Annotated in this window: 23 protein-coding genes, 6 tRNA genes and 1 riboswitch; of the genes, 11 read left to right on the top strand and 18 right to left on the bottom strand. The window is 72.2% G+C overall.

All coding sequences use genetic code 11. The features are described 5' to 3' along the window. The first annotated feature begins 18 nt into the window (after positions 1–18). The 4 genes from trmB (at position 19) to ACFQ79_RS21230 (ending at position 3,059) form a co-directional block, all read left to right on the top strand. The gene (gene trmB / locus ACFQ79_RS21245; RefSeq protein WP_383585734.1) at positions 19–822 is read left to right on the top strand and encodes a tRNA (guanosine(46)-N7)-methyltransferase TrmB; all 804 of its coding nucleotides are present in this window, start codon (positions 19–21) and stop codon (positions 820–822) included. Positions 823–888: 66 nt separating this feature from the next. Next, positions 889–2,217, top strand: a complete 1,329-nt coding sequence (locus tag ACFQ79_RS21240) for a PrsW family intramembrane metalloprotease (protein WP_383585732.1) — start codon at positions 889–891, stop codon at positions 2,215–2,217. 107 nt (positions 2,218–2,324) lie between these two features. Next, entirely contained in the window at positions 2,325–2,540 is a 216-nt protein-coding gene (locus ACFQ79_RS21235) for a hypothetical protein (protein ID WP_355969166.1), read from the top strand. Between the two features lie 30 nt (positions 2,541–2,570). Continuing rightward, positions 2,571–3,059: a hypothetical protein gene (locus ACFQ79_RS21230; RefSeq protein WP_383585729.1), complete on the top strand. Its 489-nt coding sequence runs from the start codon at positions 2,571–2,573 to the stop codon at positions 3,057–3,059. Positions 3,060–3,099: 40 nt separating this feature from the next. Here the strand turns inward: ACFQ79_RS21230 and ACFQ79_RS21225 are convergent, their stop codons facing one another. The 8 genes from ACFQ79_RS21225 to ACFQ79_RS21190 all read right to left on the bottom strand — a co-directional run bounded on the left by ACFQ79_RS21225 (position 3,100) and on the right by ACFQ79_RS21190 (position 10,398). Further along, the gene (locus ACFQ79_RS21225; protein ID WP_383585727.1) at positions 3,100–4,260 is read right to left on the bottom strand and encodes a M23 family metallopeptidase; all 1,161 of its coding nucleotides are present in this window, start codon (positions 4,258–4,260) and stop codon (positions 3,100–3,102) included. An 11-nt stretch (positions 4,261–4,271) separates the two neighbouring features. Beyond that, positions 4,272–4,418, bottom strand: a riboswitch (cyclic di-AMP (ydaO/yuaA leader). Positions 4,419–4,621: 203 nt separating this feature from the next. Continuing rightward, positions 4,622–5,851, bottom strand: a complete 1,230-nt coding sequence (locus tag ACFQ79_RS21220; protein ID WP_383585725.1) for a PP2C family protein-serine/threonine phosphatase — start codon at positions 5,849–5,851, stop codon at positions 4,622–4,624. Between the two features lie 194 nt (positions 5,852–6,045). Then, a complete protein-coding gene (locus tag ACFQ79_RS21215; protein WP_383585723.1) occupies positions 6,046–7,269 on the bottom strand; it encodes an MFS transporter in 1,224 nt (407 codons plus the stop codon). Beyond that, on the bottom strand, positions 7,266–8,306 hold the full coding sequence (locus ACFQ79_RS21210; RefSeq protein ID WP_383585721.1) for a PLP-dependent cysteine synthase family protein: 1,041 nt from the start codon (positions 8,304–8,306) through the stop codon (positions 7,266–7,268). The genes ACFQ79_RS21215 and ACFQ79_RS21210 overlap by 4 nt, the downstream gene beginning before the upstream one ends. A 64-nt stretch (positions 8,307–8,370) precedes the next feature. Next, the gene (locus ACFQ79_RS21205; RefSeq protein WP_383585719.1) at positions 8,371–8,751 is read right to left on the bottom strand and encodes a hypothetical protein; all 381 of its coding nucleotides are present in this window, start codon (positions 8,749–8,751) and stop codon (positions 8,371–8,373) included. A gap of 178 nt (positions 8,752–8,929) precedes the next feature. Further along, a complete protein-coding gene (locus ACFQ79_RS21200; protein ID WP_383585717.1) occupies positions 8,930–9,670 on the bottom strand; it encodes a MerR family transcriptional regulator in 741 nt (246 codons plus the stop codon). Between the two features lie 106 nt (positions 9,671–9,776). Continuing rightward, positions 9,777–9,850, bottom strand: a tRNA-Met gene (locus ACFQ79_RS21195). Between the two features lie 53 nt (positions 9,851–9,903). Next, positions 9,904–10,398 carry a rhodanese-like domain-containing protein gene (locus ACFQ79_RS21190; protein ID WP_383585715.1) on the bottom strand — a complete coding sequence of 165 codons (495 nt, stop codon included), beginning with the start codon at positions 10,396–10,398 and terminating at the stop codon, positions 9,904–9,906. A 199-nt stretch (positions 10,399–10,597) separates the two neighbouring features. Here ACFQ79_RS21190 and sigJ point away from each other — a divergent pair, with 199 nt between their 5' ends. Next, the gene (gene sigJ, locus ACFQ79_RS21185; protein WP_383585713.1) at positions 10,598–11,551 is read left to right on the top strand and encodes an RNA polymerase sigma factor SigJ; all 954 of its coding nucleotides are present in this window, start codon (positions 10,598–10,600) and stop codon (positions 11,549–11,551) included. Positions 11,552–11,612: 61 nt separating this feature from the next. Here the strand turns inward: sigJ and ACFQ79_RS21180 are convergent, their stop codons facing one another. From ACFQ79_RS21180 to ACFQ79_RS21155, 6 genes are all read right to left on the bottom strand, one after another. After that, positions 11,613–12,215, bottom strand: a complete 603-nt coding sequence (locus ACFQ79_RS21180) for a phosphatase PAP2 family protein (protein WP_383585711.1) — start codon at positions 12,213–12,215, stop codon at positions 11,613–11,615. After that, positions 12,212–13,606 (bottom strand): diacylglycerol/lipid kinase family protein, encoded by a 1,395-nt coding sequence (locus ACFQ79_RS21175; protein WP_383585754.1) that lies wholly within the window; start codon positions 13,604–13,606, stop codon positions 12,212–12,214. Before ACFQ79_RS21175 ends, ACFQ79_RS21180 begins: the two co-directional genes overlap by 4 nt. Positions 13,607–13,781: 175 nt before the next feature. Continuing rightward, positions 13,782–13,854, bottom strand: a tRNA-Lys gene (locus ACFQ79_RS21170). A gap of 223 nt (positions 13,855–14,077) precedes the next feature. Next, positions 14,078–16,432, bottom strand: coding sequence for a DEAD/DEAH box helicase (locus tag ACFQ79_RS21165; protein ID WP_383585709.1), 2,355 nt, complete (start codon positions 16,430–16,432; stop codon positions 14,078–14,080). A gap of 197 nt (positions 16,433–16,629) precedes the next feature. Then, on the bottom strand, positions 16,630–17,256 hold the full coding sequence (locus ACFQ79_RS21160) for a hypothetical protein (protein ID WP_383585707.1): 627 nt from the start codon (positions 17,254–17,256) through the stop codon (positions 16,630–16,632). Between the two features lie 205 nt (positions 17,257–17,461). Then, on the bottom strand, positions 17,462–17,812 hold the full coding sequence (locus tag ACFQ79_RS21155; protein WP_187622110.1) for a metallopeptidase family protein: 351 nt from the start codon (positions 17,810–17,812) through the stop codon (positions 17,462–17,464). A gap of 104 nt (positions 17,813–17,916) precedes the next feature. On the opposite strand from ACFQ79_RS21155, the gene ACFQ79_RS21150 reads away from it, so the two are divergent. From ACFQ79_RS21150 to ACFQ79_RS21140, 3 genes are all read left to right on the top strand, one after another. Further along, positions 17,917–17,989 (top strand) — tRNA-Glu (locus tag ACFQ79_RS21150). Positions 17,990–18,029: 40 nt separating this feature from the next. Further along, a tRNA-Asp gene (locus ACFQ79_RS21145) sits at positions 18,030–18,103 on the top strand. Between the two features lie 22 nt (positions 18,104–18,125). Next, positions 18,126–18,199 (top strand) — tRNA-Phe (locus ACFQ79_RS21140). A gap of 97 nt (positions 18,200–18,296) precedes the next feature. Here ACFQ79_RS21140 and ACFQ79_RS21135 read toward each other — a convergent pair. From ACFQ79_RS21135 to ACFQ79_RS21125, 3 genes are read right to left on the bottom strand one after another with little or no spacing between them, the layout of a single operon-like run. Next, positions 18,297–19,139 carry a cytochrome c biogenesis CcdA family protein gene (locus tag ACFQ79_RS21135; RefSeq protein WP_383585705.1) on the bottom strand — a complete coding sequence of 281 codons (843 nt, stop codon included), beginning with the start codon at positions 19,137–19,139 and terminating at the stop codon, positions 18,297–18,299. Further along, the gene (locus ACFQ79_RS21130; protein ID WP_383585703.1) at positions 19,136–19,918 is read right to left on the bottom strand and encodes a DsbA family protein; all 783 of its coding nucleotides are present in this window, start codon (positions 19,916–19,918) and stop codon (positions 19,136–19,138) included. Before ACFQ79_RS21130 ends, ACFQ79_RS21135 begins: the two co-directional genes overlap by 4 nt. A 58-nt stretch (positions 19,919–19,976) precedes the next feature. After that, positions 19,977–20,327, bottom strand: a complete 351-nt coding sequence (locus ACFQ79_RS21125; RefSeq protein ID WP_383585701.1) for a hypothetical protein — start codon at positions 20,325–20,327, stop codon at positions 19,977–19,979. A gap of 229 nt (positions 20,328–20,556) precedes the next feature. Here ACFQ79_RS21125 and hrpA point away from each other — a divergent pair, with 229 nt between their 5' ends. The 3 genes from hrpA to ACFQ79_RS21110 all read left to right on the top strand — a co-directional run bounded on the left by hrpA (position 20,557) and on the right by ACFQ79_RS21110 (position 25,069). Continuing rightward, positions 20,557–24,495 carry an ATP-dependent RNA helicase HrpA gene (gene hrpA, locus ACFQ79_RS21120; RefSeq protein ID WP_383585699.1) on the top strand — a complete coding sequence of 1,313 codons (3,939 nt, stop codon included), beginning with the start codon at positions 20,557–20,559 and terminating at the stop codon, positions 24,493–24,495. A gap of 87 nt (positions 24,496–24,582) precedes the next feature. Next, positions 24,583–24,656 (top strand) — tRNA-Asp (locus ACFQ79_RS21115). 128 nt (positions 24,657–24,784) lie between these two features. Further along, positions 24,785–25,069, top strand: a complete 285-nt coding sequence (locus ACFQ79_RS21110) for a DUF6274 family protein (RefSeq protein WP_383585697.1) — start codon at positions 24,785–24,787, stop codon at positions 25,067–25,069. Positions 25,070–25,409: 340 nt separating this feature from the next. Here ACFQ79_RS21110 and bldC read toward each other — a convergent pair whose 3' ends face one another. Continuing rightward, a complete protein-coding gene (gene bldC / locus ACFQ79_RS21105; RefSeq protein ID WP_003949541.1) occupies positions 25,410–25,616 on the bottom strand; it encodes a developmental transcriptional regulator BldC in 207 nt (68 codons plus the stop codon). Between the last annotated feature and the right edge of the window lie 142 nt (positions 25,617–25,758).

Here is a 25,758-nt window from a genome sequence, read left to right as displayed (position 1 = left end):
CCGTAGAATCGGGTCATTGTGTCTGAGCAGCCAGAGAACATCGCGCGTCCCGTCGCCGACCCCGCCGAGTCCGTACGGCCCGTCTCGCAGCGGGGCAGTCAGCGGTTCGCGCCCGGCGAGGGCCCCATGCCCGATCCCGCCGGGTCTCACCACGAGCGGCGGATCCGCAGCTTCCAGCCGCGGCGCAGTCGCGTCACCGCCGGTCAGGCCGAGGCCCTGCTGAAGCGGTGGCCCGACTGGGGTCTCGACATCGACGGCAAGCGGGTCCTCGACCTCGGCGAGATGTTCGACGGCCTCCCCGTCGTCCTCGAGATCGGCTTCGGCATGGGCGAGGCGACCGCGCAGATGGCCGCCGCCGACCCCGGCACGGGCATCCTCGCCGTCGACGTCCACACCCCCGGCCAGGGCAATCTCCTCGGCCTCGCCGACCGGAACGGCCTGACCAACGTCCGGGTCGCCAACGGCGACGCGATCATCCTGCTCCGCGAGATGCTCGAGAAGGACTCCCTCGACGGCTGCCGCGTCTACTTCCCGGACCCCTGGCCCAAGGCCCGCCACCACAAGCGGCGGCTCATCCAGCCCGAGTTCCTCAGCCTCCTCGCGACCCGGCTCAAGCCCGGCGGCGTGCTGCACTGCGCCACCGACTGGGAGTCGTACGCCGAGCAGATGCTGGAGGTGCTCTCCGCGCACCCCGACTTCGAGAACACCCAGGCCGAGGGCGGTTTCTCGCCCCGGCCCGCCTTCCGGCCGCTCACCCGGTTCGAGGGACAGGGCCTCGACAAGGGCCACGTCGTGAACGATCTCCTCTTCCGGAGGAGGTGACCGGGGGATCTCCCCGGGGGCTTAACCCTTTCCCGGCTGTCGGTGCGGGTCGTTAGGGTCGCTGACGTGTCCTTCCCCGTCCCCACCGAAGCCGGTGCCGCTCCCGTCCCCCACCGGGACACCGAGGAGCCGGCCTTCCCTGCCGCCGCCGACCGGTCCCAGTGGCGCTACCGGCCCCGCCGGGACTTCTGGCGCAGCAGGGTGGTCCGGGCCGTCGCGCTGGTCACCGTGCTCGCGATCTGCGCGCTGTTCATCCTCGGGCTGGTCCGCGAGCAGACCGGCACCGAGGGGTTCCTCGTCGGCCTGGGCCTCGCCGTGCTTCCCGTACCGCTGCTGATGGCGGCGTTCCGCTGGCTCGACCGGGTCGAGCCGGGTCCCTGGAAGAACCTGCTCTTCGCGTTCGCCTGGGGCGCCTTCGCCGCCGCGCTCGTCGCGATCCTGGCGAACTCCTTCGCGGTCCGCTGGATCGCGACGGCCACGGCCGATCCCGCCTCGGCGGACACCCTCGGCGCGACCGTCGTGGCGCCCGTCGTGGAGGAGACCGCGAAGGCCGCCGCGATCCTGCTGCTCTTCCTCTTCCGCAGGAGGCATTTCGGCGGGCTCGTCGACGGGGTCGTGATCGCCGGGTTCACCGCGACCGGCTTCGCCTTCACCGAGAACATCCTCTACCTCGGCAACGCCTTCGGCGAGGACCAGGAGTTCGGCTCCACCGGCCTCGGCTCGGTGACCGCCGCGACCTTCTTCGTCCGGGTCGTCATGTCGCCGTTCGCGCATCCGCTCTTCACCGTGCTCACCGGCGTCGGCTTCGGCTTCGCCGCCCTCGCGCCGCGCGGCAAGCGCCTGCGGCGGGTGCTGCTGCCGCTCGCCGGGCTGCTGCTCGCGATGGGCCTGCACGCCGCGTGGAACGGCTCGGCCACCTTCGGCGGCCCCCTGACCTTCTACGCGGTGTACGGGGCGCTCATGGTCCCGGCCTTCGGCCTGCTGACCTGGCTCGCGGTCTGGAGCCGGCAGCGCGAGCTGCGCACGATATCCGGCGAGCTCCCGGCGTACGCGGCGGCCGGCTGGCTCTCCCCCGCCGAGCCGCTCGCGCTCTCCTCGATGCGCGCCCGCCAGCTGGCCCGCTCCTTCGCCGCCCGTACGTACGGGCCGCCGGCGGCGCGGGCCGTCGGCGAGTACGAGTCCTTCGCGACGACCCTGGCGTTCCTGCGGGACCGGGCCCGGCGCGGCACGGCAGGGCCCGACTTCCCGGCCCGTGAGCAGGAGTTGCTGCACCATCTGTGGCAGCGCCGGGCGGTGGCGTCCCCCGCCCTGACGTACGCGGCGCGGGCGACGGGCCAGGTCTGGGCGCCGCCGCAGTACCTGGACTACGACGGCTTCAACCCGTACCGCAGTTAGGGGCGGACGCGACCGCCCCCCGACAGCCGCCCCGAACTGCCGGTGACGGGCTCCGGGGCCTCCTAGCGTGCCGGTACGCCTTTCGTACCCATCCAGGAGGTTGCAGCATGAAGTACACGAGTCGTCCCGCCGTCGGGGGTACCGCGGCCGCGCTCGCGGCCGCCGCGCTCGTTCTCGGCGGAGCGGGTGCCGCGTCCGCGCAGTCCTCGCCCAAGCCCGGACAGATCACCTCGGCGCAGCTGGAGGCGCACCTGGCCAAGGCGGTCGAGCAGGAGCGCACGGCAGCGGCCTGCACTCCGGCCTGCGCCGGCCAGATCGTCTAGCGGTCCCGCCCGACGGACGAGGAGGTGGAGATGAGCACCGCGGACCGTTCCGGAGCGAGCAGGACATGGTGCCCGAGCGGCAAGGCCGACGCACCGGAGTCGGTCGTCCTGGGAGTGCGGTCGGGGCAGGGCGGCGAGGTCGTGTACCTCGCCGATCCCGTGCCGGCCCGAGACGTGCTGCCGGTCATCCCGAAGGATGTCGAGCCGACCCGGGTCCTGCGCTTCGCGTCGCACTGCGTCAGCAACTGTCTGCACCGCAGGGGCAATGACTGCGGCCTGGTGGAGCGGGTGGCCGCAACGCCGGCGGACGAGCGTCGGAGCGTGCCGCGGTGTCATCTGCGCGCCCACTGCAAGTGGTGGGTCCAGGTCGGTGTGGAGGGCTGCCGCAGGTGCCCGGCCCTGGCGACCACCGTCGTCGAGGGCGACGACCTGGGTGCGCTGGTCGCCGACCCCGGCACCACCCGGGAGCAGCTGGACGCCTGGGTGGCGGAGGCCGGGGCCGGCGCGCCCGCGCGGTAGGGCGGGCGGACCGGGTCGCCGTCGTGGCGACCCGGTCGGGTCAGAGGCTGAGGCCCTTGGAGCGCAGCCACTCCGCCGGGTCGAGGCCGGAGCCGCCGGGGGTGTGCACCTCCATGTGGAGGTGGGCGCCGGTGACGTTGCCGGTGGCGCCGACGCGGCCGATGGTCTCGCCGGTGCCCACGGTCTGGCCCGCGGAGACCGTCATGGAGGACATGTGGGCGTACCAGATCTCGGTGCCGTCCGAGAGTTCCAGGACGACGCGGTAGCCGTACGAGCCGGACCAGCCGGCCGACTTGATCGTGCCGCCGTGGACCGCCTTGAGCGGGGTGCCGGTGGGGGCGGCGAAGTCGAGGCCGGTGTGGTAGCCGGAGGACCACATCGAGCCGGACTGCATGTAGGTGGCGCTGAGGCTGTACGAGGAGAGGGGCAGCGTGTAGCTCGCGGCCAGCTTGGCGAGGCGCTCGGCCTCGGCCGCCGCCTCGGCCTTCGCCTTGGCCTCGGCTTCCGCCTTCGCCTTGGCCTCCGCCTCGGCCTTGGCCTTCGCCTCGGCGGCCGCCTTCTCCGCGGCGTCGGCCTTGGCCGCGGCCTCCGCGGCGGCCTTCTCGGCCGCCGCCTTCTCCGCCGCGGCCTTGTCGGCGGCGTCGGCGGAGGCCTGCTGCTGCTCGGCCTGCTGGAGGATGCGGGCGCGCAGGGCCTCGCCCGCGTCGCCGGCGCCGGGCGCGGCCTCGGCCGCCGGGCCGTCCTGGGTGACCAGGCCGGCCTGCTGCATCTGCGGGGCCTTGGTGCCCTGCGCGTCGTCGAGGGTGGCGTACGTGGCGACGGTGAGCGGGTTCGGGTTGGCGCGGGCCGCGCTGACCGTCTCCTGGGTCTCCTCGGGGAGGAGGTCGCCGACACCGGGGAGGTCGTGGGCGTCCGGCAGGTGGAGGTCGGGCAGGTCCGGGAGCGATATGGCCACCGGGGGCTTCTCCTGCGCGGTGGCGAGGCCACCCGCACCGACGGCCGCGATCACACCGACGCCGAGGACGGTGGAGGAGCGGGCGAAGTTGGAGCGCTGCTTGACGACACGGTGGCGGCCGCCGGAGCGGCTCTCGGCGCGGAGGGATCCCTCGGTGGGGTTCCACTCGGTGTCCGGGGCGGCAGGACCCGCACCACCACCGAAGGCATCGAAGGGGGCTTCGGGTGCGGGAGTGTTGGACGCCACGGAGGCGCGCTCCTTTCCTTCCTTCTCGCCTACCGGGTTAGCTGACGGGTTCGGAGCAGGAAGGTCTCCTACGGGCACGGTCGCACAAGTGCGAAGGGCCCGATTCACCCCAAGTAGTGGTTCCCCGGTTCCTTTTCAGGATTCGGCGCGTGCGCACGGTGCCGCCTCTTGCGACGGCTGGGACGACCGCGCTGCGTTATCGAACGTTAATAGACACGGGGTGCCGATTCCAAGCTGTTCCTCTTGATCATTCATTGAATTGGGAGGGAATGGTCCGAGTTGACCCCCCTTCAGTAAGGGAAGCCGAAACCCTCGCGATCTGACGTTATGTCAATTGTTATCGCAGTGAGACACCTTGCGACTACGGCCGGTGACCGGGCCCGCCTCGGGGGGATCCGGACCCGCCCGGCGGCACCACCGGCATCGTCCGGCGACGCTCCGGCTGCCCCGTCGCGGGACGGCTCACCGCGAGCAGCGCCATGTCGTCGGTCGACCCGCCGCCGGTGTGCAGCCGTACGTCGTCCACGAGCGCGTCGAGCAGTTCCTCGGGCCCGGGGAAGATCCGCCCGGCGAGCCGTTCCCCCGGGTCGTAGAAGACGCCCTCGGCGTTCCGCGCCTCCGAGAGGCCGTCGGTGTAGAGGAGCAGCGTGGCGCCCGGCGGGTACGGCCGCGCCTCGGCGCGGTCAGGCCACGACGCCAGCTCGCCCATGCCGAGCGGCAGCGCCGGCTCGCCCGGCTCCATCGTGTCCAGGCGCCCGTCCGCGTACAGCATCAGCGGAGGCGGGTGCCCGCGATTGACGACCCGTACGAAACCGTCGAAGGTGCCGCCCCCGTCACCGCGCGGGATCTCGGCGAGGACGGCCGTGGTGAACCCCTCGAAGGCGTCGAGCCCGTGCCGGCGGGTGCCCTCCCGGGCAAGGGCCCGTTCCAGCCGCTGCGCCACGCCCTCCAGGGTCCGCTCCTGTTCGGCCGCCTCCCGGAACGCCCCGATGACGACGGCGACGGCCTCGACCGCGTCCATGCCCTTGCCGCGGACGTCGCCGACCACGAGCCGTACCCCGTAGGGGGTGTCCTGGACGGCGAACAGGTCGCCGCCGATGAACGCGTCCGCCTGCGCCGCCTCGTACCGCGCCGCGCACTGCAGCCCGCCGATCCGCTCGGCGGGCGTCGGCAGCACCGCCTTCTGCGCGGTCTCCGCGATGACCCGCGCCGAGGCCAGCCGCTCGCCGCTGCGGAGGACGACCCGGTTGATGAGCATGGCGAGCGCGGAGACCGTGAGCACGGTCAGGAACTCGGTGAGCGAAGGGATCCGGGTCGCCGTGTCGTTGTAGACGTGCAGCCCGACGGAGGCGAGGACGGCCGCGATCCCGGTGAGCAGCGTCGTGAGGGTGGAGAAGAAGGGGGCCGCGATCAGCGGGGCGGCGGAGAACATCGGCGCCGCGCTGTACTGGGGCGGCGTCAGGACGTCGAAGAAGACACCGCCCACGATGATGAGCGGCGGGAGCGCCCGGATGAACCGCCGGGCACCCCCGTACGGGCGGCGGCCCTCGCCGCCCCGCCGCCCGCCGATCGCTCCTGGGGGGTGCCCCACCTGTGCTCTCCTGCCCGGTCCGTACCCGGCCGCGGCCCGTACCGCGCCCTCCCAGGGTGGCCGCCGCCGCCCGGGGCGGCGACTCCCGCGGGGCCGACTGGCGTACGGACCCGGGGGAAGGCCCGGCCACGCGCGCGGGGAGACGGACCGGGCCCGGCCGCGCGCGCGGGTACGCACCGTGGCCCCGCCCCGGCTCAGTCCGCCGGCGTCGCTCCCTCCGCCAGCCGCCCGCCCCTCGCCAGAAGGGCCATCGCCGCGGCGCACCCCAGCCCCACCGCGCACAGCGCAAGCCACGGCACCGCCGACCACCCCGTCACGTCGAGCAGCGCGCCCGTCCCCAGGTTCCCGAGGGTGATCCCGATCCCGCACACCGTGTTGTAGAGCCCGTAGTGGGTGGCCACCCAGCGCCCCCGCGACAGGGCGACGACGGTGTCCATCTCGTACGGGTAGAGCACCGCGTTCGCGACGGCCAGGACCGCCGCGCACCCCAGCAGCCCCACCAGGCCCCTGCCCAGGGCCGCCGGGAGCAGGAAGGCACCGCCCATCAGGGCGAGCCCGAGGACCAGACACTTCTCCCGGCTCAGCCGCCGCTTGCACCAGGCGGTGATCCGCAGCTGTCCGGCGAGCGCGACCAGCGCGGAGACGACGAAGAGCGCGGTCGTGGGCCCCGTGCCCCCGGCGGCGAGCGGCAGCGCCAGATAGACCTGGAACGACAGCACGTACGAGCCGGTCATCGCGAGCGAGAACAGCCAGAAGGTGCGGTGGGAGAGCACCGTGCGGAACTGCCCGCGCCCCTCCCCGTCCCGCTCCCGCCGCTCGCCCCGTGCGGGCATGTACCGCAGCTGTACGAGGGTCAGCCCGGCGAACAGCACCGCCGCCACCCCGCACGTCAGCCGGAACGACACCCCCGTCAGGGCCACCCCCACGAGCGGCCCGAGCAGGATGCCCGCCTGGTAGTGGACGTTGAACAGCGCGAAGGCCTCGACCCGGCGCTCCTCTCCCGCCTCGGCCGCGAGACAGGCCCGTACGGCGGGGTTGAACAGCGCCCCCGCGAGCCCGGTCGCGAGCGAGGCGGCGATCAGCATCGGCAGCGACTGCGCGAACGCGAGCGCTCCGAAGCCGACCGTCCGCAGGGCGCAGCCCGCCACGATGAGCGGCTTGAAGCCGAGCCGGTCGGCGAGTGCCCCGCCGACGAGGAACATGCCCTGCTGGGAGAGGTTCCGGGCGCCGAGCACGAGCCCGACCGACCAGGCCGCCATGCCGAGCCCGTCCGCGAGATGCGCGGCCAGGTAGGGCATGAGCATGTAGAAGCCGAGGTTGATGGTGAGCTGGTTGAGGAAGAGGAGCCGGACGGCCGGTTCGAAGCTACGGCTCTGCTTCCAGACCCCGCCCTTGGGCGGCGCTGTCGTCGTGCTCAACGTGCCGGCCCCGTCCGGTCCATGACCCTGCGGGTCCAGCCGCTGACCGTGTCGGCGGAGACGTACCCGGCGGGATCCTCCCGTACGGGCCCGTCGAGCAGACCGTGGGCGGCGCAGAACTCGTCGTTGAAGACGGTGTCGAAGTACCGCTGCGGCCCGTCGGGGAAGACGGCCGCGATCCTCGTCCCGCGCGGCCGGGTCCGGGCCAGCCAGCCGGCGACCAGCGCGACCGCGCCGACGCTCCAGCCGCCCGTGGCGAACTGACGCGAGGCCAGCCGGCGGGCCGCCCGTACCGCCTCGGCGGGGCCCACCCAGTGGATCTCGTCGAAGGCTCCGTGGTCCACGTTGCCCGGGTGGATGGAGGAGCCGAGGCCCCGCATCAGCCGCTCCCCGGCCGGCAGGCCGAACACGGTGGAGCCGACGGAGTCCACGCCGACGAGTTCGAGCGCGGGGCTGCTGGTGGCCCGCAGGGCCCGGGAGATCCCGGCCGAGTGGCCGCCGGTGCCGACCGCGCAGACGAGGACGTCGATCCGGTCGAGCTGTCCGGACAGCTCGGCGGCGAGCCCCCCGTACGCGTCGGGGTTGTCGGGGTTGCCGTACTGGTCGGGCCACCAGGCCCCGTCGAGGCTCACGAGCAGCTCGGCGACCCGGTCCATCCGGGCCTGCTGCCAGCCGCCCCGGGGGCTCGGCTCCCGTACGACGTGGACCCGGGCGCCGTGGGCGACGAGCATCCGCTCGACGATCGGTTCGAGGCCGGGGTCGGTGACGACGTGCACCGGATGGCCGTGGAGGACCCCGGCGAGGGCGAGGCCGAGGCCGAGGGTTCCGGAGGTCGACTCGACGATCGGGGCGCCGGGCCGCAGCTCACCGCGCCGGCGGGCCTGTTCGACCATGTAGAGGGCGGCGCGGTCCTTGATGCCGCCGAAGTTGAAGCCTTCGAGCTTGGCCCAGTAGCCGTCGTCCGTGCGGAGGACGGGGGTGTTGCCGACGGTCTGCTCGGCGACGGGCGGCAGGCTGCCGGACAGCAGGTTGTTCATGGGTGGGGCGTCCTTGGGGTGAGTACGCGGAAGGGGGCCTGGTCACGCGAGGGCGAGACCCGGCTCAGTTCCGGTCCACTCCGAGGGCGATCAGCAGCCGTCCCGGCTCGGGGCCGGGTCCCGCCCTGCCCCGGACACAGCGCGCGCGGGGGTCGGTGCGGAGGTCGGCCGCGTACGGCAGGAGTACGGCTCCGCCGGCGTCCGGCGCGGCGAGGGGCGCGGCGGCGGTCTGCGCGGGGAGGTGGACGTCGAAGGACCATGCCTCCCCGGACCGCTCGCAGCCGTGCGGCAGCGCGGGGGCCGAGACGACGGCCGCGGAGCCCGAGGGCGGCAGCACGTGCCCGTGCGAGCCGTGGCAGACGCTGACGAGGAGGGCGAGGAGCGCGAGCAGGACGAGGACGGCGGGCGCCCGCCGTCGTACGTCACCTGCGCGTGCGTCACTCATGGTGCGCGTGACACTACGGTGAGGCAGTGCGGGCGCACAAAGGGACAGGCGCGGTTTCGGCCACCGTTTACTTCCGACAGCCAAAGCTTCCGGCGGACGGCGGTCTGCGCGGCCAGGGTCTGCGCGGCCGGGGGCTGCGCGGCCAGGGTCTGTGCGGCCGGCCGGGCGGTGGGGCCGGCTACAGGTTCCGCTCCGCGTAAATCTCCAGCGCGTCCCGGACGAGGACCGCGGTGCCCTCACCGTGCCTGTCGTAGTTCACGGTGAAGCGCGGGTCGTCGACGTACATGCGGCCGAGACCGATCAGGTACTCCTTGCTCGGGGTCGTGGTGGTGGACAGCCACGCGACCTGGCGCCACGCGATCGCCTGCACCTCGTCGCTGTCGGCGGCGAGACCGTCCCTGAGCGCCCGCGCGAAGTCGCGGGCGATGCCGGACTGCTCGTCCATGAACATCTTCTTCTGCACGGCGGTGAGCGAGCGCCACCAGCGGTCGGCCTTCTCATGGGCGCCGCGGCCCCAGCGCTCGGTGACCTCCTGCTCGTACACCGTGTGGTCGAATCCGTCGAACACTTCGTCGGCCATGAGCTCTTCTCCGTTCTCGGTCTTGTGGAGAGTGGTCCGCACCGAGGCGATCTGCCGTCCGATGCGCTCGCGCTCCTGCTCCAGGAGCGCGAGATGGGTGCGCAGGGCGGCGGACGTGTCCCGCTGCCCCGCGAGGACCTCGGCGATCGCGGGCAACGAGAGCCCCAGCTCGCGCAGCAGCAGAATCCGCTGCAGGCGCACGAGCGCCGCCTGGTCGTAGTACCGGTAACCGTTCGCGCCGATCCGGCTCGGCTCCAGCAGTCCGCGCTCCCCGTAGTGCCGGAGGGTGCGACTGGTGGTGCCGGCCTTCTTGGCGATCTCTTGGATCGACCACTCCATACCGAGAACGCTAGATCTTGACGTTGCGTAAAGGTCAAGCACCGAGCTGCGGGAACGACGAAGGCCCGGATCCAGTGACTGGATCCGGGCCTTCGTTGCTACTGAGTAGCGGGGACAGGATTTGAACCTGCGACCTCTGGGTTATGAGCCCAGCGAGCTACCGAGCTGCTCCACCCCGCGTCGGTAAACATGACTGTACGGCATGACCGGGGCGATCCGGAAATCGATTTCCGTCAGCAGCCGCAGTCGTCCGAGTCCACCGGCGCCGTGAGCGGGTCCGCGGCCTTCTCCGCGGGCCCCTCCCAGGTCTCGTACGCGAAGCCCTCGCGCACCCAGTACTCGAAGCCGCCGAGCATCTCCTTCACCTGGAACCCCCTCTCCGCGAGGGCCAGCGCGGCGCGGGTGGCGCCGTTGCAGCCGGGGCCCCAGCAGTACGTGACGACCGGCACGGACCGGTCGAGCAGCCGCTCGGCCTGCTCGGGGATGAGCGCGGTCGGCAGGTGGACGGCGCCGGGGACGTGCCCCTGGTCCCAGGAGGCGGTCGAGCGCGAGTCGATCACCACGAAGCCCGGGTCGGTGCCGTCGGCGGCCGCCGCGGCCAGCGCGGAGGCCACGTCGGAGACATCGGCGTGGAAGGCGAGGCTCGCGGAGAAGTACGCGGCAGCGGCGGCGGGAGAGGCCGGCGGGGTGCGGAGTACGGCGTTGACCTGCGAAGTTGTCGTCGTCATGAGAATCAATCTACGGATGATGATCACCGCGCTGAAGGGATGATCCCCGGCGCTCCGAGCCTTCGACCGGGGAATCCCGGGCGTTCGCCGTGAGGCGGCGTGGATCTCACGTACCGGAATCGTCGAGACCGCCGATGCCCCGTCGCACGGCGCGTGACAGGCGGTGTCACATCGACGAGGTTTGGTCCGTCATGACGACATGACGGGACGCGAACGGGGAGAGCGACGAGTGGACCAGAACCGCGACAACCACACCGACGGCAAGGAGCTGCTGGCCCGCCGCTTCGAGGCCGACCGGGGGCATCTGCGGGCGGTGGCGTACCGGATGCTGGGCTCGCTCAGCGAGGCCGAGGACGCCGTCCAGGAGGCCTGGTTCAAGCTGAACCGCAGCGACGTCAGCGCGGTGGAGAACCTGAGCGGCTGGCTGACCACGGTCGTCGGCCGCGTCTGCCTCGACATGCTGCGCTCGCGCGGCTCGCGCCGCGAGGACCCGCTGGAGTACTACGTCCCCGACCCGGTCGTCCGGGTCGCCGACACCACCGACCCGGAGCACGCGGCCGAGGTCACCGAATCCGTCGGCCTCGCGCTCCTCGTCGTCCTGGAGACCCTGGGCCCGGCCGAGCGGCTCGCGTTCGTCCTGCACGACATGTTCGCCGTCTCCTTCGACGAGATCGCGCGGATCGTGGACCGCACCCCGGCCGCCACCCGCCAGCTCGCCAGCCGCGCCCGCCGCCGCGTGCAGGACGCCACCCCGGCCCCCGGGCCCGACGCGCGCAGGCAGCGGGAGATCGCCGACGCCTTCCTCGCCGCCTCGCACGGCGGCGACTTCGAGGGGCTGCTCGCCGTCCTCGACCCGGACGTGGTGCTGCGCGCGGACGGCGGCCGGACGCTCGCGGCCGTCTCCAAGGTCGTGCGGGGCGCGGAGGCCGTCATCTCGCAGGCCCTCATGTACGCCAGGTTCCGGCAGGCGGCGCTGCCGATGGTCGTCAACGGCGCGCCCGCGTTCCTCTCCGTCAGCAACGGACGCCCGGGCGCGCTCATGGCGTTCACGATCGCCGGGGACAAGATCGTCGAGCTCCAGATCCTGGCGGACCCGGAGCGGCTCGCCGCGCTCGACCTCTCGGAGGAGGACCTGGCCCGCGCGACGTACTGAGACCTCCGGCGTACGGGCACGGCCGGGGGCCGAAGGGGCCGGGCGCGTCTCCGACGCCCGGTCACTTCCCCCTGGCGGGCGTCAAGGAGGCCAGGGCCGTCAGGGAGACCGCGGCGCTCGCGACGCCGAGGACGGCGCCCGCGGCGACGTCACCCGGGTAGTGCACCCCGGTGTGGACCCGGGAGTAGCCCACGGCCATCGCCAGGACCTGCAGGGGCACCGCGACCGGCGGGAAGACGACCCCCACGGCGGTCGCGAAGGCGACCGCCGACGCCGTGTGCCCGGAGGGGAACGACGCCGAGTCCGGCATCGGCACATGGCGGGCCACCACGACCCGGGCCGCCTCACGGTCCGGCCGCGGCCTGCGGACGAGGCGCTTGCCCAGCAGGTTGGCCGTGGCCGAGGCGACGGCGACCGCCCCGACGCCCGCCAGGGCGGCACGCCGCGGCCGGCCGGGCACCAGGGCGAGCCCGGCCGCCACGGTGAACGAGATCTTGGAGTGGTTCGCCGCCCTCGACAGCCTGCGGAAGGCCGTGTCGAGGGTGGGCGTGGGGGTGGCGGCCACGGCGGCGTAGACGGCGCCGTCGATCGCGCGGAGGTCCCGGAAGACGGCCCGGACGGGGTTCGTGGTGGGAGGGGGAGTGGGGGTGGTGGTGCCGGTCATGAGCCGCTGCTCCTCGAAGGGGTCTGGAAGGCGATTTCGGTGATGCGCCGCCAGTCCAGTGGCGGCTGGGGCTCGATGACGCCGGGCCGGTGACGCGGTACGAGCACCCGCAGGGCGCGGGGGCGCAGGGTGCAGACGACGGGAGTGGGGAGGGTCAGCGCCTCGCCGTCGACGGCGACGGCGATGGTGCCGGGGGCGCCGGGAGCCCGGGCGGGCGCCGGGACGAGGACGGAGGGGGGCACCGGGACGGGGGCCGCGGCCTTCCCCGTCACCTCGACCCGAGCCGCCGTCAGGACGTTCAACCCGGTCGAGTTGGTGCCCAGTACGGCCATCTCGGCGGCCTGCGCGGCCCCGTCGACCCGGATGGCGATCACCCCGAGCTCCCCGCCGTCCAGGCGGGGTCTCCGGGCGGCGGCGGCGCTGAACGGATCGGGCGCGGCGTACGCGTTGTTGCTGACGAGGAGGGCCTGCTGGGCGGGGAGCCGGAGGCCGTCGGCGGTCGCGTCGAGACGGTCACCGCCACCGCCCTGGAGCAGGTCGGGGAGGACGTCGACGGCGGTTCCGGCCTTCGCGTCGCGGTACTCGGGGAGCTGGACGACATCGGCGTACACACCGAAGGAGACGGTGTTGACGAACGCCCGCCCGGACACGGAGCCGAGGTCGACGCGGAGTTCCTCACCGTCGACGAGGGCGTCCAGGCAGGTCGCCGGGTCGGCGCGGTCGAGGCCCAGGTCGAGGGCGAAGTGGTTGCGGGTTCCGGCGGAGATGACGAGGAAGGGCAGGTCGTGCTCGGCGGCCACGGCGGCGACCAGCGCCTGGGTGCCGTCCCCGCCGGCCACCCCGAGCAGGTCGGCGCCGTCGGCGACGGCCTCCCGGGCGAGCGCGGCGACATCGGTCTCGACGGACGGATCGATGAGGACGACCCGCGCGCCCAGCTTCTCGGCCTTCTCGACGAGCCCGAAGCGGTCGACCTTCCCGCCCCCGGACTTCGGGTTCATGATCAGCACGGGGCGCTTGGGCCGGGGCCGCCGCTTCGGCCGCGGACGGGCCGGCGCGCCGTTCATGTCCCGGATGAGGCGCAGGGAGGCCCGCGCGCAGACCAGCGCCACGCTCCAGGACGCGAGGGCCCCGAGGCCGGTCAGCCAGGGCCCCCAGGCGACGTACAGGACGAGGACGGCGAGCGGCGCGGCGACGGCCAGCAGGGCGCCGGTCACCCGTAGCGGCCCGCGGTGGGCGAGGAACCACCAGATGCCGACGGCCGAACAGACGAGCCCCACGAGCGCGCCCAGGAGGACCAGGAGACCGGCGCCGCCGAGCCCCGTGAGCAGCAGCACGACAGCCGCCGCGGCGGCGCCCAGCGCCCACCGCGCCAGCGTCCTGGCCTGGTCCATCGGATCACCGGATCCGTTCACCGTCACGGTCCCCACCTCCACGCTCAGCGTCCACGAACCAGATTCACCCACGGTGCCGCGCACCGCGTCCCGGATACGGAAACGCCCCGACCGGTCGAAACCGGTCGGGGCGCTTCTCGGCAGCTCGGAGACCGAAACCCCCGCCTGCCACACGTAGGCCGTGTGGGACTCGAACCCACAACCAACGGATTAAAAGTCCGCTGCTCTGCCAATTGAGCTAACGGCCCGTGGACAAGCACACCCGTGCAGCATAGCCCGAGAGATCCCCCGAACCGATCGGGTATACGCGGACGGCTCGGGCCTCGTTCCCCCAACAGCGCGCGGGACGGGCCCCGAGGCGGGCCCTGGGCGCTCCGTTCCGGCCGGGAGAAGGACCGGTCCGCATGCGCGCGGGGCCCGTACGGCACCGAAGTGCTGTACGGGCCCCGCGTGTTGTCAGGTCAGTCGACCTCAGCCGTTGCGCTTCCAGCGCGGCTTGTCGTCGCGGCGGGCGAAGGAGCCACCGGTCGAGCCGGTCGAACCGGTGCCGCGGTGGTCGTCACGACGGCCGTACGGGCGGTCGCCGCCACCCGGGCGGAAGCCGCCGCCGGCGGGGCGGTCGTCGCGACGGTCGCGGTTGAACGGACGGTCGCTGCCACGGTGGCCGCCGGCCGGACGGTCGTCGCGGCGCTCGAAGGAACGGCCGCCGCGGTCGTCGCGGTTGAAGCCGCCGGAGGGGCGGTCGTCACGACGGAAACCACCGGACGGACGGTCGTTGTCGCGGCGGAAGCCGCCACGGTCGCCACCACGGTCGTCACGGTTGAAGCCACCCGACGGACGGTCGTCACGACGGAAACCACCGGACGGACGGTCGTTGTCGCGGCGGAAGCCGCCACGGTCGCCACCACGGTCGTCACGGTTGAAGCCGCCGGAGGGGCGGTCGTCACGACGGAAACCACCGGACGGACGGTCGTTGTCGCGGCGGAAGCCGCCACGGTCGCCACCACGGTCGTCACGGTTGAAGCCACCCGACGGACGGTCGTCACGACGGAAACCACCGGACGGACGGTCGTTGTCGCGGCGGAAACCGCCACGGTCGCCACCACGGTCGCCGCCGCGGAAGCCACCACGGTCGCCACCGCGGTCGCCGCGGTCGTCGCGGTTGAAGCCGCCACGGTCACGACGCTCGTAGTTGCCGCGCTCGTCGCGGGCCGGGCGCTCCTCGCGGCGCTGCTCCTCGGCACGGGCGGCACGCTCGGCCTCGACGGCGGCGGCCGCGACCTCGGCCTCGGCGGCCTCGGTCACCTCGGCGACAGCGGCCTCGGGGTCCTCGCCACGCTCACGGGCGGCGCGGGCCACCAGGCGGTCGGCCTCCTCGCGGAGCTCGACGGCGCGGCGCTGCAGGCGCTCCAGCTGCTTGGTCAGGTCGACGACCTCGCGCTCGGCCTGCTTGGCCGAGTTGTTCGCCGAGTCGGCCTGGACCTCGGTCAGCGAACGGGCGCCGGTGATCTCGGCGACCTCGGGGTCGAACGCGCCGGCACCACCGACGATGTGGCGCGAGGCGTCGACGCCCGCGTCCTCCATCAGACGGAAGATCTGACGGCGCTGGTGCGGCAGGGCCAGGGAGACCACGACACCGGAGCGGCCGGCACGGGCGGTACGGCCCGAGCGGTGCAGGTAGTCCTTGTGGTCGCCGGCCGGGTCCACGTTGAGGACCAGGTCGATGCCGTCGACGTGGATGCCTCGGGCGGCGACGTCGGTCGCGACGAGCGCGTTGACGTAGCCGTCCTTGAAGTCGGCCAGGGTCCGGGTACGGGCGCCCTGGGTCATGCCGCCGTGCAGCGCGTCGGCCTTCACACCGGCGTCGCGCAGCTGCTCCGCGATGCGGTCCGCGCCCAGCTGGGTACGGACGAAGATGATCGTGCGGCCCTTGCGGGCGGCGATGGCGGCGGTGACCGGCGCCTTGTCCTTCGGCTTCACGACGAGGACGTGGTGGGTCATCGTGGTGACGGCACCGGCGGACGGGTCGACCTCGTGCGTGACCGGGTCCACCAGGTAGCGCTTGACCAGGCTGTCGATCTCGTTCTCCAGGGTGGCGGAGAAGAGGAGGCGCTGGCCGCCGGCCGGAACCTGGTCGAGCAGCTCGGTGACCTCGGGCAGGAAGCCCAGGTCGGCCATCTGGTCGGCCTCGTCGAGGACGGCGATCTTGACGGCCTCGAGGGAGCAGGCGCCGCGGTTGATGATGTCGCGCAGACGGCCCGGGGTGGCGACGAGGATGTCGACACCGCGCTCGAGGGCGTAGATCTGGTTGCCCATGGACGTACCGCCGCAGACGACCTTCATCTTGAGGCCGAGCACGTCGCCGTACGGCTGGAGGGCGTCCGCGACCTGCATCGCGAGCTCACGGGTCGGGGTCAGGATGACGCCGCGGGGCTTCTTCTTGTCGGTGTGACCGCCGGCCAGGGTGGCGAGCAGCGGCAGACCGAAGGAGAGGGTCTTGCCGGAGCCGGTACGGCCACGGCCCAGGATGTCCTTGCCGGCCAGGGCGTCCGGGATGGTCGCCGCCTGGATCGGGAAGGGGGTGGTGACACCGTTCTGCGCGAGCTTGCGCACGACGCCGTCCGGCAGACCGAGGTCGCCGAAGGTGATGGTGGGCTCGGCGGGCTCCTCGACGGAGTCGTCGTCGGAGTCGATGTCGATGTCGAGGGCCTCTACGGCCTCGGCGAGGTCGTCGGTGTCGATCTCGACGACCGCGACAGCCTCGGCGGCGTCGACGATCTCGTCGTTCTCGGGCATGACGGCGTGATCAGAACTGAAAATGGACATGCGAAATGCGAAACCTTCCGGAGTCTCGGCACGCGCCCGTCAACTCCGTGATTTCGCAAACGACCGCCTCAATGCGGTCAGCCACGGCTAGGGAGAGTACGCGCCACACGGCGCTCTTCTGTGTCGGCGCCGGGCAATGGGATCAAACGATCTACCACCATACGCACCCTCCCCCACCTATGGCAAATCGGACTCCCTCACACCGGTCCGACCTGCGGTGACGCCACCGGCTCGGGGGGCGCTCCCGGTCCGTCCGCCGCGCGCATCGCACCCATCTGGGTGTCGGCCCCGGGGGCCGGCGGATCGGTCGGATTGGAGGTCGGCTCCGGCGTCGGCTCGGGAGTCGGCTCCACGGTCGGTTCGGGCGTCGGTTCGGGCGTCGGCTCCACGGTCGGTTCCGGCGTGGGCGTGCCCCCGCCGCCCGGACCGCCGGAGCCGCCGCCGTCGGCCGCGCCCCCGCCGCCGCCCGCGTTCCCGCCGGCACCGCTGCCGCCGCCCCCGGCGGCACCGCCCGAGCCGCCGCCCGGGCCGTCCTGACCGCCCGTCGGCTGCGGCTTCGAGGGGCTGCCGGGGCCGCCAGGACCCTCCACCGGCAGCACCGAGCCCGGGGAGGGCTTCGCCGTGCCCGAGGCGGAGCCGCTCGGTACCGGGGACTCCGTGCCGGAACCCGCCACGTCGGGGCCGCCTGCGTCCGGCCGGCCGTTCCACGAACCGGCGTCACCACCGGGCTCCCCGGCCGCACCGCCACCGGAGTCGGTCGCCACGCCCCGCTTCCCGCCGGACGCGCCGGGCGCCGGCTTCGCCCCCTCGTCACTCACACTCATACAGCCGCTCAGGCCGGCGCAGGCCGCTACGGCCAGCGCGGCGGCGGCCCATCTGACACGGGTGGGCAAATGGCGCACGAGGGCACCTCCAGGGCACGACAGGCAGGAACGGAACGCGTCGCACTGCCCAACTCCCCCGGCGCCACAAGGGACACGCCCGAAAGACCCCGGGCGTGAGACCCCGGGCGTGCGCCCGGGGGTCGGCTCAGCCGTAGCCCAGGGCGTGCAGCCGCTCGTCGTCGATGCCGAAGTGGTGGGCGATCTCGTGCACCACCGTGATCTCGGTCTCCGCGACCACGTCCTCGCGCGACTCGCACATCCGCAGCGTCGGCCCCCGGTAGATCGTGATCCGGTCCGGCAGCACACCGGCGTACCACTCGCCGCGCTCGGTGAGCGGCGTCCCCTCGTAGAGCCCGAGCAGGTCGGGATCGTCCGGGGCGGGCTCGTCCTCCACGAACACCGCGACGTTGTCCATCAGCCGCGTCAGCTCCGGCGGAATCCGGTCCAGGGCCTCGGCGACCAGCTCTTCGAACTCCTCGCGCGTCATCTCCAGCACGCGCCCATTGTCCCCCCGCCGGAAACCGTTTTGGCGATAGCGCCCGGCATCCCATATGCTTCTCACGTCCCCGACGCACTGAGAAGTGCGCAGGTGAGCCTCTAGCCCTCATCGTCTAGTGGCCCAGGACGCCGCCCTTTCAAGGCGGTAGCACGGGTTCGAATCCCGTTGGGGGCACGCATGACCGTGTGCGAGACTAGTGATCGCGCACAAGCTTGGCTCTGTGGAGCAGTTGGTTAGCTCGCCACCCTGTCAAGGTGGAGGTCGCGGGTTCAAGTCCCGTCAGAGTCGCTGAAGCTGGAAACGGCTTCGTGGCTGGGTAGCTCAGTTGGTACGAGCGATCGCCTGAAAAGCGATAGGTCGCCGGTTCGACCCCGGCCCCAGCCACAGACAGAAGGCCCCGTTCGAAAGAACGGGGCCTTCTTCGTGTGCCTGCGCGCGGAGACGCGTACGGGGAGGAGGCCGCCGTCCCCTCCCCGTACCGTCAGGCCTCCTCGCGTTCCCCCGAACGGCTCCCCCGCCTCGCCCGCAGCGCGAGCACCAGTGCCACCACGGCCACCACCGCGACGAGCAGGGCCCAGTCCGGGACCGCCCGGCCCAGCGAGGCCACCCGCTGCTCCACCGCGAACGAGTCGTCCACGGACAGCAGTCCCGGCAGCGCGGTCGTCCCGTCGAAGACCAGGAAGAGCGTCCCGAGGGCCACGAAGAACAGGCCCGAGAGCAGCGACGTCGAGTGGAGCGTGAGGGGGCCCACCCGGAGCGGCCGGCCGCGCAGCCAGGACCGCCGGCCCAGGTCGTAGCGCTCCCAGAGCAGCGCGAGCACGAACAGCGGAACGGCCATGCCGAGCGCGTACACGGCGAGGAGCAGTCCCCCGTACGCCGGGCTGCCGCTCAGTGCCGCGACCGTCAGGACACTGCCGAGGATCGGGCCCGCGCAGAAGCCCGCGAGGCCGTAGACCAGGCCGAGTGCGTAGACGGAGAGCGCCGAGGTGGGCCTGATCCGGCCGCTCGCCTCGGCGATCCGCCGGGAGGCGAAACCCAGGCCGAGGATCTGCAGGACGCCGAGGCCGATGATCAGCCAGCCGCCGGCGGTGACGAGCAGGTCCCGGTGGCCGTAGAAGAGGCGGCCCGCGAAGGAGCCCGCCGCGCCGAGCGGGACGAGGGTCGTCGCCAGGCCCGCGTAGAGGATGCCGGTCCTGGCCACCAGCTTCGCGCGCGTGTCGATCGAATACGCGAAGAAGGCCGGCAGGAGCAGGGCGCTGCACGGGCTGAGCAGGGCGAGCAGGCCGCCGAGGAAGGCGGCGAAATAGCCGATGCCGGAGGTCACCGCGCGGAGTCCTGGCCGGGCTTCGTGGCGCCGTCGGCCGGCTCGGTCTTCTTCGGAGCCTTCGACGCCTTGGCGGCCTCGGCGGCGGCCTCGATCGTCTCCGTGAACGTCTCCAGCGGCTGCGCGCCGGCGATCGGCCGGCCGTTGACGAGGAAGGACGGAGTGGAGGTGGCGCCGAGGGAGTAGCCCTGCTCCTGGTCCGCGCTCACGGCCGCGCGGGCCGCCGCCCCCTCGCTGTCCTTCGCGAACCGGGCCGCGTCGGGGACGCCCGCCTCCCTCGCCAGGGCCGCGATCCGGTCCTTGCCGAAGCCCTTCTCCTTGGCGCCCTCCGCGTAGGCGGCCTTGTGGAACTCCCAGAACCGGCCCTGCTGCCCGGCGGCCCAGGACGCGCGGGCGACCGCCTCGGACTCCTCGCCGAAGATCGGGAAGTTCCGCCACTCGATGCGCAGGGTGCCGTTGTCGACGTACTTCTCGATCAGGACGGGCTCGGTGTCCCGGGCGAACTTCCCGCAGTAGCCGCACTTGAAGTCGGCGTACTCGATGAGCACGACGGGCGCGTCGGCGCGGCCGAGGGCGAGCTTGTCGGAGGCGTCGCGGCGGGCGTACGCCTCCAGTTCGGCGTAGACGCCGGCCGAGGGGTCGGCGGAGACCTCGGCGACGGAGGAGGAGCCGGCGGCGCCGGGGGAGGCGGGCCGGGTGGCGGTGTACGAGACGACGCCGAGCAGGACGGCGGCGACGGCCACCCCGGAGACGATGACGATCGGCTTGGACCTGGACATGCGGAAGCGCTCCTGAGGAGAGGAAAGGAGAAGAGGACGGCGGAGGGCGGCCGTCCGTCTAGACCCTCAGGACCGACAGCTCCACGGGAGACAGGGGTACGCGCGCGGGTGGCTCCGGTCCCGCCGCCACGCCCCGGCCGGCCGCGTCCCGTTCCCGGGCGCCGCACGGCGTCCGGTCGGCGGCCAGGGCCGGCAGCAGCTCCGCGAAGGCGTGCGCGCGCGGTGGTACGACGGGGCCCGCGGCCCCCTCGTCGGCCGGGTGGCCCGGGTCGCAGCCGGGTACGGCGGCGCCCAGGACGACCGGGGCCGTCCCCGCGGGCGTGGCCGTCGTCGCACCGCACACCAGGAGTCCGAGGACCAGCGCCACGAGCGCGGCGAACGCCGCCGGCACGCGGGTGGTGCGGAACATGCGAAACCTCTCCGGTCCGGTCGACGTGCCCGAAATAGTACGCACCCCACCACCCCGCACCCGGAAGCCACCCGTCGCGGGGAGGCCGCCCTTGGGGTCCGGGGGAGCCGCTCGTGGGATCCCCGGGGGCCTCCCGTGGGGTCCAGGGGAGCCACTCGTGGGGTCCACGGGCGGCCACTCGTAAATCGGTTCGCCGCTTCTCGGCCGCAGGTGCGATCCTGGATCCCGTATGTCTACTTCCTTCGCCGCCCTCCAGTCCGTCCTGGCCGAGGTCTCGCTGCGGGACTCCCACCGGCTCGGCCGCCGTCTCGAAGGCGCCCGCCGCATCCGCAAGCCCGAGGCCCGCGCGGCCGTCCTGGACGAGATCGCCGTCGAGGCGGCCAAGGCCAAGGAGCGCGTCGACGGGCGCGCCTCCCGCGTGCCCGCGGTCACGTATCCCGAGCAGCTGCCCGTCTCGCAGAAGAAGGACGAGATCCTGGAGGCGATACGCGACCACCAGGTCGTGATCGTCGCCGGTGAGACGGGTTCGGGCAAGACCACCCAGATCCCGAAGATCTGCCTGGAGCTCGGCCGGGGCGTCCGGGGCATGATCGGGCACACCCAGCCCCGCCGGATCGCCGCCCGCACGGTCGCCGAGCGGGTCGCGGAGGAGCTGAGGACCCCGCTCGGCGAGGCCGTCGGCTGGAAGGTCCGCTTCACCGACCAGGTGAACCCCGACGCCACCTTCGTGAAGCTGATGACGGACGGCATCCTGCTCGCCGAGATCCAGACGGACCGCGAGCTGCGCGCCTACGACACGATCATCATCGACGAGGCCCACGAGCGGTCCCTCAACATCGACTTCCTGCTCGGCTATCTGGCCCAGCTGCTCCCGAAGCGCCCCGACCTCAAGGTCGTGATCACCTCGGCGACCATCGACCCGGAGCGCTTCTCCCGCCACTTCGGCGACGCCCCGATCGTCGAGGTCTCCGGCCGTACGTACCCGGTCGAGGTCCGCTACCGGCCCCTCCTCGAAGAGGACTCCGAGGAGAGCGACCGCGACCAGATCACCGCGATCTGCGAGGCCGTCGACGAGCTCCAGTCCGAGGGTCCCGGCGACGTCCTGGTCTTCCTCTCGGGTGAGCGCGAGATCCGTGACACCGCGGACGCCCTGCTCAAGCGGCAGCTGCGCAACACCGAGGTCCTCCCGCTCTACGCCCGGCTGAGCCACGCCGAGCAGCACCGGGTCTTCCAGGCGCACTCCGGCCGCCGGATCGTCCTCGCGACCAACGTCGCCGAGACGTCCCTGACCGTCCCCGGCATCAAGTACGTGATCGATCCGGGCACCGCCCGCATCTCCCGCTACTCGCACCGGACCAAGGTGCAGCGGCTGCCGATCGAGCCGGTCAGCCAGGCCAGCGCCAACCAGCGCAAGGGCCGCTGCGGCCGTACGTCCGACGGCATCTGCATCCGGCTGTACTCGGAGGACGACTTCCTCACCCGGCCGGAGTTCACGGACGCCGAGATCCTCCGTACGAACCTCGCCTCCGTCATCCTGCAGATGACCGCCGCCGGCCTCGGCGACATCGAGAAGTTCCCCTTCATCGACCCGCCGGACCACCGGAACATCCGGGACGGCGTGCAGCTCCTCCAGGAGCTGGGCGCGATCGACCCGGCGGAGAAGGATCCGAAGAAGCGGCTCACCCCGCAGGGCCGGAAACTCGCCCAGCTGCCCGTGGACCCGCGGCTCGCCCGGATGGTCCTGGAGGCCGACAAGAACGGCTGTGTCCGCGAGGTCATGGTGATCGCGGCCGCCCTCTCCATCCAGGACCCGCGCGAGCGGCCGGCGGAGAAGCAGACGCAGGCCGACCAGCAGCACGCCCGGTTCAAGGACGAGGCGAGCGACTTCTCCGCCTTCCTGAACCTCTGGCGCTATGTCCGTGAGCAGCAGAAGGAGCGCGGCTCCAGCTCGTTCCGCCGGATGTGCAAGCAGGAGTACCTGAACTTCCTGCGCATCCGCGAGTGGCAGGACATCTACGCGCAGCTGCGGACGGTCGCGAAGCAGCTGGGCATCCATGTGAACGAGGAGGACGCGCCGGAGCAGTCCGTCCACATCTCGCTCCTCGCGGGCCTCCTCAGCCACATCGGCATGAAGGACGTGAAGGAGGGCGCGAAGAACGACTACCTGGGTGCCCGCAGCGCCAAGTTCGCGATCTTCCCCGGTTCCGCGCTCTTCAAGAAGCCCCCGCGCTTCGTCATGTCCGCCGAGCTGGTGGAGACCTCGCGCCTCTGGGCCCGGGTCAACGCGCGCGTGGAGCCCGAGTGGATCGAGCCGCTCGCCCAGCACCTGGTGAAGAAGACGTACAGCGAGCCGCACTGGGAGAAGGACCAGGCGGCCGTGATGGCCTTCGAGAAGGTGACGCTGTACGGCGTCCCGATCATCGCCGACCGCAAGGTCAACTACGGCCGGATCGATCCCGAGGTCTCCCGCGACCTGTTCATCAGGAACGCGCTCGTCGAGGGCGACTGGCGCACCCACCACAAGTTCTTCGCGGACAACCGCAAGCTCCTCACCGAGGTCGAGGAGCTGGAACACCGCGCGCGGCGCCGGGACATCCTGGTCGACGACGAGACGCTCTTCGACTTCTACGACAAGCGCGTCCCCGAACACGTCGTGTCCGGAGCCCACTTCGACTCCTGGTGGAAGCACAAGCGCCACGAGGAGCCGGAGTTCCTGGACTTCGAGCGCGAGATGCTCATCAACGAGAAGGCCGCCGGGGTCACCAAGGACGACTACCCGGACTCCTGGCGGCAGGGTCCGCTGAAGTTCCGGGTGACGTACCAGTTCGAGCCCGGCGCGGACGCCGACGGTGTCACCGTCCACGTCCCGCTCCAGGTCCTGAACCAGGTGACGGACGACGGCTTCGAGTGGCAGATCCCCGGTCTGCGCGCCGAGGTCGTCACCGAGCTCATCCGCTCCCTGCCGAAGCCGATCCGCCGCCACTACGTGCCCGCGCCGAACTTCGCGTCCCGCTTCCTCGACGTGGTCGTGCCCGTGCAGGAGCCGCTGGCGGGGGCGCTCGCCCGCGAGCTCCAGCGGATGGTCGGCGTGCCGGTGACGGCCGACGACTTCGACTGGGCGAAGGTCCCCGAGCACCTCAAGGTGACGTTCCGGATCGTCGACGAGCGGCGCAGGAAGCTCGCCGAGGACAAGGACCTGGAGACCCTGCGGCTGCAGCTGCGTCCCAAGGCCCGCAAGGCGCTCTCCCAGGCCGCCGCGGCGGCCACGGGCGGCCCGGACGGCTCCGGGCCCTCCCTGGAGCGCACGGGGCTCACGGACTGGACGATCGGGACGCTGACGAGGGTCTTCGAGACCAAGAGGGGCGGGCAGCCGGTCAAGGCGTACCCGGCGCTCGTGGACGAGGGCGCGACCGTCGCCGTACGGCTCTTCGACACGGAGGCCGAGCAGGCGCTCGCGATGTGGCGGGGCACCCGGAAGCTGATCATGCTGAACATCCCGGTGAACCCGGCGAAGTTCGCCTCGGACAAGCTGACCAACCAGCAGAAGCTGGCCCTGTCCTCGAACCCGCACGGCTCGATCCAGGCCCTCTTCGACGACTGCGCCACCGCGGCGGCCGACAAGCTGATCGCCGAGCACGGCGGCCCGGCGTGGGACGAGGAGTCGTTCCGGAAGCTGTACGACAAGGTCCGCGCGGACCTGGTGGACACGACCGTGCGGACGGTGGGCCAGGTCCAGCAGATCCTGGCGGCCTGGCAGGCCTGCGAGCGCCGGCTGAAGTCGACGAACAGCCTGGCACTGATCGACAACCTGACCGACGTGCGCGACCAGCTGGCCTGGCTGATGCCGGCGGGCTTCGTCACCCGCACGGGCCTGAAGCGGCTCCCGGACCTGATGCGCTATCTGGTGGCGGTGGACCGGCGGCTCCAGCAGATGCCGACCGGGGTCCAGCGGGACACCACCCGGATGGAGAAGGTCCGGGAGATGCGGGACGAGTACGCCTGGCTGCTCGAACAGCTCCCCAAGGGCCGCCCGGTGCCGTCCGAGGTCACCGACATCCGCTGGATGATCGAGGAGCTGAGGGTGAGCTACTTCGCGCACGCGCTGGGCACGGCGTACCCGATCTCGGACAAGCGGATCGTGAAGGCGATCGACGCGGCGGCCCCGTAGCGGGGCGTCGCCGTCGGTGAGTTCGACCGGACCCCCTGACCTGCTGTACAGTCTTGCTCGCAGCCGCTTACAAGGGGCTGCGAGCAAGGCTCTGTGGAGCAGTTGGTTAGCTCGCCACCCTGTCAAGGTGGAGGTCGCGGGTTCAAGTCCCGTCAGAGTCGCTTTTCAGGAAAGGCCCGCATCGTGAGATGCGGGCCTTTCTTTGTGCTCCCGTGTCTTGACGGGGCCACAGGCCCGCCGGTACCCCGGACATCAGGGATTCGGGGGCCCACACCGGAGGTGGTCGCGCATGGCCGCGTCGTCCGCAGCTCGGCACGAGACGAGAGCACTGCTGCGCGCCCATCTGGCGGCCGCGTCCCGGTACGGACACCTCACCCGCCACTGCGTGGTCTGTCATCGCCTCCTGCGGCTCTCCATGGACCTTCCGGAGCCCGAGGGGCCCGGGGAAGAGCCCGAGGGGCCGGAGCAGCCCGAGGGCGGGCCGGAGAAGCCGGCGGACGGGACAGAGAAGCCGGCGCGCGGGCCCGAGGGGCCGGCGGGCGGCACTGGGGACGAAAGTCCCACCGACCCATGACCAACGGCGGGTTGAGGCCGTTCCGCGAAGTGGGAGGCTGTTCTTTGGCAAGAGTTCGCCAGTGTGACGGGAGTCACTGAAGCAGTTTCAGAAACCGCTTCACTTACACCCTTCCTACACCGCCCCGATTTAATATGTGCAATTGCACCGCATCCCGAAGAGTGGCGCCGGACACAAAAGAAGATCGCGCCAGACCCGGCGGAGTCCAGCGCGATCGTTGACGAAGGCCTGTTGGGGCAGGAATCCGTCGGCAGAGCTAGGTGTGGGCGACCGGATTGGGGGATCCGGACAGGCCCGGTGTTACGGGGTACTGCAGGTACTGCGGGGTGTCTGCGCGACCTCAGGCCTCGCTGCGCTGCTGCGGAATACCCGCCAGCAGAGCGCGAACCTCAGCTTCGCGGTACCGGCGATGCCCACCCAGGGTGCGGATGGACGTGAGCTTCCCGGCCTTCGCCCAACGGGTCACCGTCTTCGGGTCCACGCGGAACATCGTGGCAACCTCGGCAGGGGTCAGCAGCGGCTCGGCATCAGGGGTGCGAGCGGTCATGAGCGGCCTCCTCGGGAGAACCGAACCATCTCGGTTCTTTCCTCTAAATTCTGCACCTTGACCCGCGTTGCCCGAAATGGCAGAAGCGGGCCGAGTCGGTTATAGGACGAACGGCTTGTCCTCGGCACTACAACTACACCAT

This window comes from Streptomyces sp. NPDC056480, assembly GCF_042795405.1.
Classification (GTDB): Bacteria; Actinomycetota; Actinomycetes; order Streptomycetales; family Streptomycetaceae; genus Streptomyces.
The sequence above is the reverse complement of the archived record's forward strand: the minus strand, read 5'-3'. Positions and strand labels throughout refer to the sequence as shown.